Source organism: Bradyrhizobium sp. WSM471 (genome assembly GCF_000244915.1).
GTDB lineage: Bacteria > Pseudomonadota > Alphaproteobacteria > Rhizobiales > Xanthobacteraceae > Bradyrhizobium.
Genome location: NZ_CM001442.1, coordinates 410,975 through 424,219 on the forward strand (window position 1 = coordinate 410,975; position 13,245 = coordinate 424,219).

Sequence of the window (13,245 nt, forward strand, 5' to 3'; positions counted from 1 at the left end):
CGGGGTCAAGGTCAGTCCAGTCCATCTCAGTCCAGTCCATGCTTCAGGCTCGCCGCGGCCGCGAAGGGGCCGATCACGAGGCTGACCAGCGACAGCGCGCACAGGATCGAGAACGGCGCGCCGAACGTCATGGGTCCGACGATCACCGCCTGTGAGGCCGCGACGCCGAAAATCAGCACCGGGATCGACAGCGGCAGCACCAGGACCGCCATCAGCAAGCCGCCACGATGCAGCGTCACCGCCAGCGCCGCACCGATCATCCCGGTAAACGTCAGCGCCGGGGTGCCGGCGAGCAGCGTCAGCGCCACCGCGCCGGTCGCGACCATGTCGAGGTTGAGCAGCAGGCCGAGCACGGGGGTTGCGACGATCAGCGGCAGGCCGGCGGCCAGCCAATGCGCCAGCGCTTTCGACGCGCAGGCGAGTTCCAGCGGGGTCCGGCTCATGGTGATCAGGTCGAGCGAGCCGTCCTCGTGGTCGGCCATGAACAGCCGGTCCAGCGTCAGCAAGCTCGCCAGCAGCGCCCCCAGCCACAGGATCGCCGGCCCGAGCCGCGACAGCAGTGCCAGATCCGGCCCCACCGCAAACGGCATCAGCACCACCACGGTCAGAAAGAACAGCACGCCAATCAACGCCCCGCCGCCGACGCGGAGCGCGATCCGGATGTCCCGGCGGATCAGGGCAGACAGGGCGGTCATGCCACTGCTCCTAGAGGTGAGGAGGCAACGTCGGCCGGTTGCCCCGTGCGATCTGCGCTCCCTCCCCCCTTGTGGGGGAGGGCGGGGGAGGGGGGTAGCCCCGGGGAAGATGGTTCTTGGGTGCGGGCCGCGAGCAACAGAGCGCCCGCCTGCCGAACGTTGGAATCGAGAGAGTGCGCCGTGTGGCACCCCCCTCCCTGACCCTCCCCCACAAGGGGGGAGGGAACGGAGGGGGCGGAGTTCGGCCGCTTGGAAAACTGAGGGTCCATCGGAATTACACCATCCCCCCGATCCGCAGCTCCCGCGAATCGATCCCGAGCGGGGCATGGGTGGCGGCGACGATCAGGCCGCCGCGGCCGAGGTGCTCGCGCATCAATCCGGAAAACATCTCCTGTCCGGCGACATCCAGCGCCGTGGTCGGCTCGTCCAACAGCCAGACCGGTCGGCGGATGGTCAGCAGGCGGGCCAGCGAGAGCCGGCGGCGCTGGCCGGCGGACAGGAAGGCGGCGGGCAGATCGGCGGCATGGTCGAGCCCGACGGTGGCGAGGCTCTCGCCGGCGTCGAAACGCTCGCCGCCCAAGAAATCGGCCCAGAATGTCAGATTCTCCGCCACGCTCAGGGCCGGCTTCAGGGCGTCGCGATGACCGAGATAGTGGCATTGCTCCGGCAGCGTCAGCTCGGCATCGCCTCCGGCCAGCGCGATCGTGCCGCCCGCCGGAATGAGCAGCCCCGCGATCAGCCGCAGCAGCGAGGTCTTGCCCGATCCGTTGCGGCCCACGACTGCCACGGCTTCGCCGGAGCCGGCCTCGAAATCGAGCCCGGAAAACACCTCGCGCCCGCCCCGCACGCAAATGACCCGGCGTCCGGAAAGCTGCATCTTGTCTCGTATCGATCCGCTCAAAGCCAGGCCTCAGGAAATCTTGGGGTAGCGTACGGGAATTTTTGGCTCGCGGATTGCCGCGGCTCGATTGTGGCTGTGGCGGCGCGGTTAGAAAGCTTCTATAAGCCCGGAACTACTTGATGCAGCAACTCAACCTGCCCCCGCAAGCGACTCAGCCTGCCTACGCTGACGGTGTTAAAATACCCTGCCGGGTATAACTGACAATTGGGATTTCCTACATGACCTCGCTCGACAGCTTCAAATGCAAAAAGACCCTCAAGGTCGGAGCCAAGACCTATGTCTATTACAGCCTGCCCACGGCCGAGAAGAATGGTCTGAAGGGAATCTCGAAACTCCCCTACTCGATGAAGGTCTTGCTCGAGAACCTGCTCCGCAACGAGGACGGCCGCTCGGTCAAGAAGGAAGACATCGTCGCGGTCTCGAAGTGGCTGCGCAAGAAGTCGCTGGAGCATGAGATCGCCTTCCGCCCGGCGCGCGTGCTGATGCAGGACTTCACCGGCGTGCCCGCCGTCGTCGATCTCGCCGCGATGCGCAACGCGATGCAGAAGCTTGGCGGCGACGCCGAGAAGATCAATCCGCTGGTGCCGGTCGACCTCGTCATCGACCACTCCGTGATCGTGAACTTTTTCGGGGACAACAAGGCCTTCGGCAAGAACGTCACCGAGGAATACAAGCAGAACCAGGAGCGCTACGAGTTCCTGAAGTGGGGCCAGAAGGCGTTCTCGAACTTCTCCGTCGTGCCGCCCGGCACCGGCATCTGCCATCAGGTCAATCTCGAATATCTCTCCCAGACGGTGTGGACCAAGAAGGAGAAGATGACGGTCGGCAAGAAGACCGGCACATTCGAGGTCGCCTATCCCGACTCCCTGGTCGGCACCGATTCCCACACCACCATGGTCAACGGTCTCGCCGTGCTCGGCTGGGGCGTCGGCGGCATCGAGGCGGAAGCCTGCATGCTCGGCCAGCCGCTGTCGATGCTGCTGCCCAACGTCGTCGGCTTCAAGCTGAAGGGCGCGATGAAGGAAGGCGTCACCGCGACCGACCTCGTGCTGACCGTGACGCAGATGCTGCGCAAGCTCGGCGTGGTCGGCAAGTTCGTCGAGTTCTTCGGCCCCGGCCTCGACCATCTCTCGGTCGCCGACAAGGCGACAATCGCCAACATGGCGCCCGAATATGGCGCGACCTGCGGCTTCTTCCCGGTCGATGCCGCCGCGCTCGATTATCTCAAGACCTCTGGCCGCGCCTCGGCGCGCGTCGCGCTGGTGCAGGCCTATGCGAAGGCGCAAGGGCTGTTCCGCACCGCCAAATCGCCCGATCCGGTGTTCACGGAGACGCTGACGCTCGACCTCGGTGACGTCGTGCCCTCGATGGCCGGCCCGAAGCGCCCCGAAGGCCGCATTGCGCTGCCATCCGTGGCCGAGGGCTTCTCGCTCGCGCTCGCCAGCGAATACAAGAAGGCCGAGCAGCCGGCGAAGCGCTTTGCCGTCGAAGGCAAGAAGTTCGACATCGGCCATGGCGACGTCGTGATCGCCGCGATCACCTCCTGCACCAACACCTCGAACCCGAGCGTGCTGATCGGCGCCGGTCTTCTGGCGCGCAACGCCGCCGCGAAGGGCCTCAAGGCAAAGCCGTGGGTGAAGACCTCGCTCGCCCCGGGCAGCCAGGTGGTGGCGGCCTATCTCGCCGATTCCGGTCTCCAGGCCGATCTCGACAAGGTCGGCTTCAACCTGGTCGGTTTCGGCTGCACCACCTGCATCGGTAATTCCGGTCCGCTGCCCGAGGAGATCTCGAAGTCGATCAACGACAACGGCATCGTCGCGGCTGCGGTGCTCTCCGGTAACCGCAACTTCGAAGGCCGTGTCTCGCCGGACGTGCAGGCGAACTATCTCGCCTCGCCGCCGCTCGTGGTCGCCCACGCGCTCGCGGGCACCGTCACCAAGAATCTCGCCGTCGAGCCGCTCGGTGAAGGCAAGGACGGCAAGCCGGTGTACCTCAAGGACATCTGGCCGACGACAAAGGAGATCAACGCCTTCATGAAGAAGTTCGTGACCGCGTCGATCTTCAAGAAGAAGTATGCCGACGTGTTCAAGGGCGACACCAACTGGCGCAAGATCAAGACCGTCGAGAGCGAAACCTATCGCTGGAACATGAGCTCGACCTATGTGCAGAACCCGCCCTATTTCGAAGGCATGAAGAAGGAGCCGGAGCCGGTCACCGACATCGTCGAGGCCCGCATCCTCGCCATGTTCGGCGACAAGATCACCACCGACCACATCTCGCCTGCCGGTTCGATCAAGCTCACCTCGCCCGCGGGCAAATATCTCAGCGAGCACCAGGTGCGTCCGGCCGACTTCAACCAGTACGGCACGCGGCGCGGCAACCATGAAGTCATGATGCGCGGCACCTTCGCCAATATCCGCATCAAGAATTTCATGCTGAAGGGCGCCGACGGCAACATTCCGGAAGGCGGTCTCACCAAGCACTGGCCGGACGGTGAGCAGATGTCGATCTACGACGCCGCGATGAAGTACCAGCAGGAACAGGTGCCGCTGGTGGTGTTCGCCGGCGCCGAATACGGCAACGGCTCGTCGCGCGACTGGGCCGCGAAGGGCACGCGTCTGCTCGGCGTGCGCGCCGTGATCTGCCAGAGCTTCGAGCGCATCCACCGCTCCAATCTGGTCGGCATGGGCGTGCTGCCGCTGACCTTCGAGGACGGCACCTCCTGGTCCTCGCTTGGCCTGAAGGGCGACGAGAAGGTCACGCTGCGTGGTCTCATCGGCGATCTGAAGCCGCGCCAGAAGCTTACCGCCGAGATCGTCTCCGGCGACGGTTCGCTGCAGCGCGTTTCGCTGCTTTGCCGCATCGATACGCTGGACGAGCTCGAATACTATCGCAACGGCGGCATCCTGCATTACGTGCTGCGCAAGCTCGCGGCGTAAGCGCGGATTTGTGAACGGTGGCTCACTGCGAAGTGAGTAGTAGGTTACACGAAGGCGGCCTATCACAAGGCCGCCTTCACGCGTTTGCGGCAGGCTTCAGATGGGCCCGCCCGGCAGAGAACCTCGTCTTGGACGGTTCTTGGACGGACAAATGGGTGAGGTCCGTAAGACTACGGTGACCATCCGGCGGTAAGATTTCCCTCTCACGAGCAATGGTGTGCGGCGTTCGACATGACAACAATGACGGCTTCTCATCTGGTTTCACGCAACGTGATCTCGAGGTGGTCCGGCGCCCTCTGGTCGGGTGCACTTGGTCTCTGTGCGATCGTCGCCGTCATTCGCCCTGCCGAGGCTGATCCCCGCGCCGTTGTCGAATTGTTTACCTCGCAGGGCTGCTCCTCCTGCCCGCCGGCCGACAAGATCATCGGCGATCTCTCCCGCGATCCCTCGATCATCGCGCTGAGCATGCCGATCGACTATTGGGACTATCTCGGCTGGAAGGACACATTGGCCGATTCGCGCTTCTCTGCACGGCAGCGGGCCTATTCACGCATGCGCGGCGACCGCGAAGTCTACACGCCGCAGGTTGTGGTCAACGGCTCCACGCATGTCGTCGGCAGCGACCGCACCGGCATCGAAATCGCCATCGGCAAAACCGACACGGGCACTGGTGTGATGAGCGTGCCCGTGACGATGTCGCTCGCTGGCAAACAGATCAACGTCTCGGTGGCCGCGAGCAAGGAGCCGACGGCGTCCCACGGCGAGGTCTGGATCTGCTCCATTGCGAAGTCGGTGCCGATCGCGATCAGCCGTGGCGAAAATCGCGGACAGCAGGTCATCTATCACAACGTGGTGCGCAACCTGCTCAAGGTCGGCGACTGGACCGGCCGTCCGGAAAGCTGGACGGTGCCGATCGAGAACCTCACGCGCGACGGCGTCGACGGTGCCGTGGTCTATGTCCAGGACGGCAGCCGGGAGAGACCGGGCCCGATGCTGGGCGCGGCGTACACGTCGCTGCACTGATTCGATTCTTTCTTCCTAGGCGTCGTACTCGCTCTCAACCCTCATGGTGAGGAGCGCGCCCTTGCGCGCGTCTCGAACCATGCAGGCCCGGCGGCAGACATCTCAGGCCTCGATCCTTCGAGGCGCCGCTTCGCGGCTCCTCAGGATGAGGGGAGAGAGTTTGTGCTGAGATGGTGAGATATCCGTCGAGGCAGAAACATCCCGACACGAACAAAACCGACCCAAACAAAAAAGGACCAACTCGCGTTGGCCCTCCTTGTCGTGCGAACAGACCCGATCCTGACGGCCCCGGGGGGCTGGGGGCTGAGGAATCCGGAACCGAAAGGACCGGGTCAACGCACATAGGTCTTTTCGCAATGCAGGGCGGCAGTCGCTTGGCGGAAAAGCGGCGACACTATGATTCCTGCTAACGATCCCGTGACGGTTTGCCGCGACAGAGTTCCACCGCTGCGTGTGGGCGGATTTGCCCCGGATTCAGAGTCCTTTTGAGGGCCTTGCGGTGGGGAACAGTTGGCGCGATCATGCAACTGTCATGATCCGCGGTTCCGGGGACGGTCTTCGCGGACGTGGTCATGCTGATGCGACAGGAGGCGGCCTATGAGTCTGTCGGAGGATGCCGATCCGAGCGAACAGCGCGCGGCGGCGCGGCCCGCCGCGTCGAATGCGCAGCTGAGCCGCGTGACGTTCAACCGGCTCGAGCTGCACCGTATTCTCAATCTCTACGGCCGGATGGTCGCGGACGGCGAGTGGCGCGACTATGCCATCGACTTCCTCAGGGATCGCGCCGTGTTCTCGGTCTTTCGCCGCGCCTCGGAGGTGCCGATCTATCGTATCGAGAAGGATCCGCGCCTCGCGCGCAAGCAGGGCATGTACAGCGTGATCTCGGCGACGGGCCTGATCCTGCGCCGTGGCCACGAGCTGGAGCGCGTGCTCCTGGTGATCGATCGCAAGCTGGCGGTGGTGTGAGCACCCCCGTCATTCCGGGGCGCGACGAAGTCGCGAACCCGGAATCTCGATATTGTTCGCCCACAACTTCTGGATTCCGGGTTCACGCTGCGCGTGCCCCGGAATGACGGTAGCCTCTACTTCCCCGGCACCGTACCCGCGCCCTCACCAAGATCCCGCTGCATCATCACCGTGTCCAGCCAGCGGCCGAATTTCAGCCCGACGCTGGGATGCGTGCCGATCATCTTGAAGCCGGCCTTGGTGTGCACGCCGACCGAGCCGGCATTGGCGGAATCGCCGATCACGGCGATCATCTGGCGGAAGCCGCGCGCCTCGCATTCGACGATCAGCCGCTCCAGCAGGAGCGCTCCGATGCCGCGGCGGTGGAAGGATGGATCGAGATAGATCGAGTTCTCGACGGTGAAGCGGTAGGCCGGCCGCGGCCGGTAGGCGCCGGCATAGGCGTAGCCGGCGACGCGCCCGTCGAGGATGGCGACGAAATAGGGATAGCCGCCGTCGATCAGCGTGCGGTAGCGGCGCGTCATCTCGGCGAGGTCGGGCGGCTCCAGCTCGAACGTCGCGGTGCCCTCGCGGACGGCCTGCTGGTAGATGGCGGTGATGGCGGGAAGGTCGGCCTCAGTGGTGGGCCTGATATCGGGTGCGGACATGGGGCGAGATTAGAGCCTTCCCGGGACGGCTGGAAGAGGCAACGGTGCTTCCTCATGCTCCGTCATTGCGAGGAGCCCTTGCGACGAAACAATCCAGAAATGCGCCAGAGGAGGGACTCTGGATTGCTTCGCTTAGCTCGCAATGACGGTGGGTGTTGAGAGGCTCGCCCCAAACAAAAACCCCGGCCTTTCGGCCGGGGCTGGTGTCGTTCACTCTCGCCTCAGCGCTTAGTCGCGCTGGCCGAGGAGCTGCAGGAGCAGCGTGAACAGGTTGATGAAGTTCAGGTACAGCGACAGCGCGCCGGTGATGGCCGCACGCTCTGCGATGTCACCGCCGGCCGAGGCGTAGCCGTAGATGTAGTCGTTCTTCAGCCGCTGGGTATCCCAGGCGGTGAGGCCCGCGAACACCAGCACGCCGACCACCGACACGACGAACTGCAGCACCGAGCTCGCCAGGAACAGGTTCACCAGGCTCGCGATGACGATGCCGATCAGGCCCATGAACAGGAACGAGCCCATTCCGCTCATGTCACGCTTGGTGGTGTAGCCGTAGAGGCTGAGTGCGCCGAAGGTCGCCGCGGTGATGAAGAACACCCGCACGATCGAGGTGTGGGTGAACACCAGGAAGATCGAGGACAGCGAGATGCCCATCAGCGCCGCGAACACCCAGAACAGGATCTGGGCCGTCGAGGGAGCGAGACGGTTGATGCCTGCCGAGATCACGAACACCATGGCGAGCGGCGCGAGCATAAACAGCCACTTCAGCGGGCTGACGAACATCGCGTAGCCGAACGGCGTCAGGAACAGCTTGCCGACGCGGACGGCTTCCGGGGTCGGAACGTCAGTCACGGCGGCCATGTAGACGCCGAGCGCGGCAAGGCCGGTGATGGCCAGGCCGATGCTCATGTAGTTGTAGATGCGCAGCATGTAGGCGCGCAGGCCGGCATCGACCGTCGCGGCGTCAACACGCCCGGCGGCCCTGCCGAAAGGAGAAGCGTAGTTACGGTCTAGGTCCGACATGGTCGAATTCCCGTTGGTTGGTCCGGTCCGGCATTAGGGTCGCCATGCCGCCGGTTCGTCAAATTCTATCTCGGATACCGATGTCTGCCGACTAAATTTTGGCTAACAATCGGGAATCCGAACCCACTCGATATGTGGGAAACTAACACATCCGCTGCAACCTTCCACGCGCGGCTGAATGTCGCCCTCGCCCGCAATTCTGGCGAGCAGACGTGGTTAATCGCTGGAATCGTGCGATTTGGCTCCCGCGCAACCGCCCGCTACCATTTGTCACAAATTCCGCAACACGGTGGCGGGCTTTTTGTTCAACGCCAGGAGCGTGCCGGCGAGCCCGAGGCCCACCGTGACGACCAAGGCAGCCGCGACCACGCCGGCGGCGCTGCCGGCCTGCCAGACGAAAGTGAGGGTCATCAGCCGGGTCACGATCATCCAGGCCGCGACGCTGCCGGCGAAAACGCCGAACACCGCGGTGGCGAGCCCGATCAGAAGGTATTCGAGCGCATAGGCGCCGAGCAGCCGCAGCCGGGTCGCGCCCAAGGTCTTGAGGATCACCGCATCGTAGACCCTGTGACGATGCCCGGCGGCGAGCGCGCCGCCGAGCACCAGGATCGCCGAGATCAGGGTCACCGCGCTGGCGCCACGGATCGCCAGCGCAAGGTTGGTCACGACCGAGCCGACCGTCTCCATCACCTCGCGCACGCGCACGCTCGTCACCATCGGATAGGCGTCGGCGACCTCCCTGATGATCTTGCCGTCGCCGGCCGCATCGCCGCCGGCTTCCGTCAGCGTCGCGATATGGGTGTGCGGCGCGCCCTTGAAGGCGTTCGGCGAGAACACCAGGACGAAATTGATGCCGAGGCCCTGCCAGTCGATGGTGCGCAGATTGCTGATCTTGGCGGGGATGTCGCGGCCGAGGATATTGACCACGACCTCGTCGCCGAGCTCGAGGCCTAGGCCGTCCGCGATCTTCTTCTCCATCGAAACCAGTGGCGGGCCGGAATAATCGGCGCTCCACCACTCGCCCTCGACCACCTTGGAGCCCTTCGGCAGCTCGGCGGTATAGGTCAGGCCACGGTCGCTCTGCAGCACCCACTCGGAATCGGTGCTGGGCTTGAGCTCCTCGGCGCGGACGCCACGGGCTCCGACGATCCGCCCGCGCAGCATGGGCACGTCATCGACCTTCGCGCCGGGGGCGATCTGGCGCAGATAGGAGTCGAACTGCTCGGACTGCGTGCTCGGAATGTCGATGAAGAAGAACGATGGTGCGTGCTCGGGCAGCGCCGCCAGGAACTGCCGGCGCAGATTGCCGTCGATCTGGGTGATGGTGACGAGCACGGCGAGCCCGAGCCCCAGCGACAGCACGACCGAGGGCGTCAGCGCGCCCGGCCGGTGGATGTTGGCAATCGCAAGTCGCAGCATCGGCCACCGCGTGCGCGGCAGCCGCCGCGCGATCGTCATCAGCAGGGCGGCAATGCCGCGCAGCAGCGCGAACACGACGACGGAGGAGGCCACGAACACAGCGGCGATGCGCTTGTCGAAGGAGAGGCCAATCACGACAGCGATGAGCAGCGCGATCACGACGGCCATGAAGATGAGATAGCTCCAGCGTGGCCTATGCCATTCGGAGCTGATGGTGTCGCGGAACAGCGCGGCCACCGGCACGTCGTGTACGCGCCCGAGCGGCCACAGGCCGAAGGCAAGCGCCGTGAGCAGCCCGTAGACGAACGACAGCGCAAGCTCGTCGGCATGCACCGCCGGCACGACCGGCAGCGGCAGCAGCTTGCCGAACAGGCCGACGATCGCGAACGGCATGGCGGCGCCGAGCGCGAGGCCGATCGCCGAGCCGATTGCGGCGAGCAGAAGAACCTGGGCGAGATAGATGCCGAACACGTCGCGCCCGGTGGCGCCGACGGCCTTGAAGGCCGCGATCACCTCGAGCTTGTGGTCGATATGGGCCTTGACGGCGTTGGCGACACCGACGCCGCCGACCAGCAGCGCGGCGAGGCCGACCAGCGTCAGGAACTGCGTGAAGCGGTTGATGTTGCGCTCGAGCTGCGGCGAGGCATTGGAGCGGCTGCGGACCTCCCAGCCGGCCTGCGGCGCAGTGTTCCGCGCATCCGCGATGAAGGCGTCGGTCGCGCGCTCGCTATTGGCGATCTCCGGCAGCTTCACCCGGTAGACCCAGCGCACCAGGCTGCCGGGCTGGACCAGCCCGGTGGCGCGCAGGCCCGCCTCGCTGATCAGGAAGCGCGGGCCGAAGCCGATGCCGCCGGCGAGCTTGTCGGGCTCGGCTTCGACGGCGCTGCGGATCTGGAACGTCGCAGCCCCGACGGTGACGCGATCGCCGGTCTTGAGCGACAGTCGCGCCAGCAGCGTCGGATCGGCGGCCGCGCCGAACGCGCCGTCGTGCTCCGCGAGCAGGTCGGACATCGGCAGCGGCGGCGCCAGGGTCAGCTGCCCCAGCATCGGATAGGTGTCGTCGACCGCCTTCATCTCGACCAGCGCCAGCTTGCCCTCGGCCGAGCGCGCCATGCCGCGCAGTGTGGCGGCGCTCGAAACGGTGCCGCGCGAACGCAGGAAGGCGACTTCCTCCGGCTTCGCCTCGCGCTGAAACAGGACGAACGACACGTCGCCGCCGAGCAGCGTACGGCCCTCGCGGGCGAGGCCGTCGCTCAGGCTGGCCGAGACCGAGCCGACGCCGGCGATCGCCATCACGCCGAGCGCGATGCAGGCGATGAAGACGTAGAAGCCGCGCAGGCCGCCGCGCAATTCGCGCAGCGCGTAGCGCAGCGACAGCGCGACGCCGTTGGGTTTCGCGAACGGTTCGGCAGCGATGCTCATGCCGGCGCCGACTGCGTGTCGATGCGTCCGGAGCGCAGGCGGATCACGCGATCGCAGCGATGCGCGAGCGAGGAATCATGCGTGACCAGCACCAGCGTCATGCCGCGCTCGGCATGCTTGCTGAACAGAAGGTCGACGATCTGTTGTCCCGTGGCTTCGTCGAGATTGCCGGTCGGCTCGTCGGCAACGAGGATCGCGGGATCGGGTGCCAATGCGCGGGCCAGCGCGACCCGCTGCTGCTCGCCGCCGGAGAGCTGGGTCGGATAATGATGCAGACGGTCGCCGAGCCCGACCGATTGCAGCTCCTGCGCCGCGCGCTTGGCGGCGTCGGGATTGCCCGCAAGTTCGAGCGGCACCGCGACGTTCTCCAGCGCCGTCATGGTCGGGATCAAATGGAAGGACTGGAAGACGATGCCGACCTGGCGACCGCGGAAGCGGGCCAGCGCGTCCTCGTCGAGGGCATTGAAAGGCGTGCCGCTGACCACCACCTCTCCGCTATCAGGACGCTCCAGCCCCGCCATCACCATCAGCAGCGTGGATTTGCCCGAGCCTGACGGGCCGATCAGGCCGATCGTCTCGCTCCGGCCCACGCGCAAGCTGATATCCTTGAGGATGTGAACGCGTGCCGCGCCCGTACCCAATGACAGATTGACGTTGGAGATGGCGATGGTGTCGGCCGAACTGTCGGCGAGCGAAGAGGAAGAGATGCGAGTGTCCATGGTCCGGTCATATGGCAACTCCGCACGCGCGGTCGAGAGGCGTTACGGATTGTTCATGCACATAGCCGTGTTGATGTTCGCTTTGATGACGGTCGCAAACCCGGCATGGGCTGAGGCTGCGAAGCCGATCAAGCTGGTGGTTCTCGGCGATTCCTTGAGCGCCGGCCTTGGCCTCCCGGCCCAGGAAGCGTTCCCCACAAAGCTTCAAAAAGCTTTGCAAGACAAAGGCATAGAGGTCGGCATGACCAATGCCGGGGTGTCCGGCGACACCTCCTCGGGGGGCCGTGACCGGCTGGACTGGTCGGTCCCCGACGGAACCGACGGCGTGATCATCGAGCTCGGCGCCAACGATGCGTTGCGCGGCATCGATCCCGATTTGACGCGCACCGCGCTGACCGAGATCGTCCAGCGCCTCGAGGCACGCAAGATCGCGGTGATGCTGTGCGGCATGCTGGCGCCGCCGAATTACGGCGCGGATTACGCCGCGCGCTTCAATTCGATTTATCCGGATCTGGCGAAAAAATTCGGCGTGCCGCTTTATCCGTTTTTTCTCGACGGTGTCGCGGCCGATGCCAAGCTCAACCAGGCCGACGGCATTCATCCGACCGCGCCCGGTGTCGACATCATCGTCAAGAATATCTTGCCCACGGTTGAGGCATTCCTTGGCACCATAGCTGAGCAACGGCGTTGAAAAGCAGGCAACGCTAACCGTAATTCCCAGGGTTTTACCGGGGTGAGGCGCGCGATGCTTCGCAGAGTCACACAACTGCGATAGGAATTAAGGTACCGGTGATTCGTCGCCGGCTCTAAAATTTGGACATGGTCTTTCTGAAGGGATCATGCCCAAGCATCGGGAGTGCGAAACGATGCCGCGTTTGTTCACTGGTCTGGAAATCCCGGCCGAGATTGGCCAGTCGCTTTCCAATTTGCGGGGCGGCCTTCCCGGCGCCCGCTGGATCGATCCCGAAAATTACCACGTCACCCTGCGCTTCATCGGCAATATCGACGGCATGTCCGCCAACGAGATCGCCTCGATGCTGTTTCGCGTCGACCGCAAGCCGTTCGAGGTGAAGGTGCAGGGCTTGCAGAGTTTCGGCGGACGCAAGCCGCGCGCGGTGGTCGCCACCATCGTGCCGAGCAAGCCGCTGATGGAATTGCAGGCCGAGCTCGAGCGCCTGATGCAGCGGATCGGCCTCGACCCTGAAGGCCGCAAGTTCATCCCGCATGTCACGCTGGCCCGGCTGCACGACGCCACCGACCGTGACGTCGCCGATTATCTTTCGCTGCGTGGCTATTTTCCCAGCAAGGCGTTCACGGCCGAACGTTTTGTTCTGTTCTCGTCCCGCGCCTCAACCGGCGGCGGCCCCTATGTGGTGGAGGACGCCTACGAGCTGTGTGAGTAGGTTCTTCTTCACCTCTCCCCGCTTGCGGGGAGAGGTCGAATTCGATCGCAGATCGAATTCGGGTGAGGGGGTACAGGTCTTTACGACGCAT

General features: G+C 64.9%; 11 protein-coding genes. 5 read left to right on the forward strand and 6 right to left on the reverse strand.

Going from position 1 to position 13,245, the window contains the following annotated elements:
- Positions 1-26: 26 nt before the first annotated feature.
- Entirely contained in the window at positions 27-695 is a 669-nt protein-coding gene (gene ccmB, locus BRA471DRAFT_RS01980; RefSeq protein WP_007604305.1) for a heme exporter protein CcmB, read from the reverse strand.
- A gap of 274 nt (positions 696-969) precedes the next feature.
- A complete protein-coding gene (ccmA, locus tag BRA471DRAFT_RS01985) occupies positions 970-1,572 on the reverse strand; it encodes a heme ABC exporter ATP-binding protein CcmA (protein ID WP_007604306.1) in 603 nt (200 codons plus the stop codon).
- Positions 1,573-1,814: 242 nt separating this feature from the next.
- On the opposite strand from ccmA, the gene acnA reads away from it, so the two are divergent.
- The 3 genes from acnA to BRA471DRAFT_RS02000 all read left to right on the forward strand — a co-directional run bounded on the left by acnA (position 1,815) and on the right by BRA471DRAFT_RS02000 (position 6,524).
- Positions 1,815-4,535, forward strand: a complete 2,721-nt coding sequence (acnA, locus tag BRA471DRAFT_RS01990) for an aconitate hydratase AcnA (RefSeq protein WP_007604308.1) — start codon at positions 1,815-1,817, stop codon at positions 4,533-4,535.
- 231 nt (positions 4,536-4,766) lie between these two features.
- Complete coding sequence (locus tag BRA471DRAFT_RS01995; RefSeq protein WP_007604310.1) at positions 4,767-5,558, forward strand: thioredoxin family protein; 792 nt, start codon at positions 4,767-4,769, stop codon at positions 5,556-5,558.
- 597 nt (positions 5,559-6,155) lie between these two features.
- Entirely contained in the window at positions 6,156-6,524 is a 369-nt protein-coding gene (locus tag BRA471DRAFT_RS02000) for a DUF2794 domain-containing protein (RefSeq protein ID WP_007598853.1), read from the forward strand.
- Positions 6,525-6,640: 116 nt separating this feature from the next.
- On the opposite strand, the gene BRA471DRAFT_RS02005 is transcribed toward BRA471DRAFT_RS02000, so the two are convergent.
- From BRA471DRAFT_RS02005 to BRA471DRAFT_RS02020, 4 genes are all read right to left on the reverse strand, one after another.
- On the reverse strand, positions 6,641-7,171 hold the full coding sequence (locus BRA471DRAFT_RS02005; RefSeq protein WP_007604311.1) for a GNAT family N-acetyltransferase: 531 nt from the start codon (positions 7,169-7,171) through the stop codon (positions 6,641-6,643).
- A 228-nt stretch (positions 7,172-7,399) separates the two neighbouring features.
- Entirely contained in the window at positions 7,400-8,191 is a 792-nt protein-coding gene (locus tag BRA471DRAFT_RS02010) for a Bax inhibitor-1/YccA family protein (RefSeq protein ID WP_007604312.1), read from the reverse strand.
- A 270-nt stretch (positions 8,192-8,461) separates the two neighbouring features.
- Positions 8,462-11,032, reverse strand: a complete 2,571-nt coding sequence (locus tag BRA471DRAFT_RS02015; protein ID WP_007604313.1) for an ABC transporter permease — start codon at positions 11,030-11,032, stop codon at positions 8,462-8,464.
- Complete coding sequence (locus BRA471DRAFT_RS02020; protein WP_007604314.1) at positions 11,029-11,751, reverse strand: ABC transporter ATP-binding protein; 723 nt, start codon at positions 11,749-11,751, stop codon at positions 11,029-11,031. The genes BRA471DRAFT_RS02015 and BRA471DRAFT_RS02020 overlap by 4 nt, the downstream gene beginning before the upstream one ends.
- Before the next feature lie 55 nt (positions 11,752-11,806).
- Between BRA471DRAFT_RS02020 and BRA471DRAFT_RS02025 the strand changes: the two genes are divergently transcribed.
- Positions 11,807-12,442, forward strand: a complete 636-nt coding sequence (locus BRA471DRAFT_RS02025; protein WP_007604315.1) for an arylesterase — start codon at positions 11,807-11,809, stop codon at positions 12,440-12,442.
- A 175-nt stretch (positions 12,443-12,617) separates the two neighbouring features.
- Positions 12,618-13,154: an RNA 2',3'-cyclic phosphodiesterase gene (thpR, locus tag BRA471DRAFT_RS02030; protein ID WP_007598862.1), complete on the forward strand. Its 537-nt coding sequence runs from the start codon at positions 12,618-12,620 to the stop codon at positions 13,152-13,154.
- Positions 13,155-13,245 lie beyond the last annotated feature (91 nt).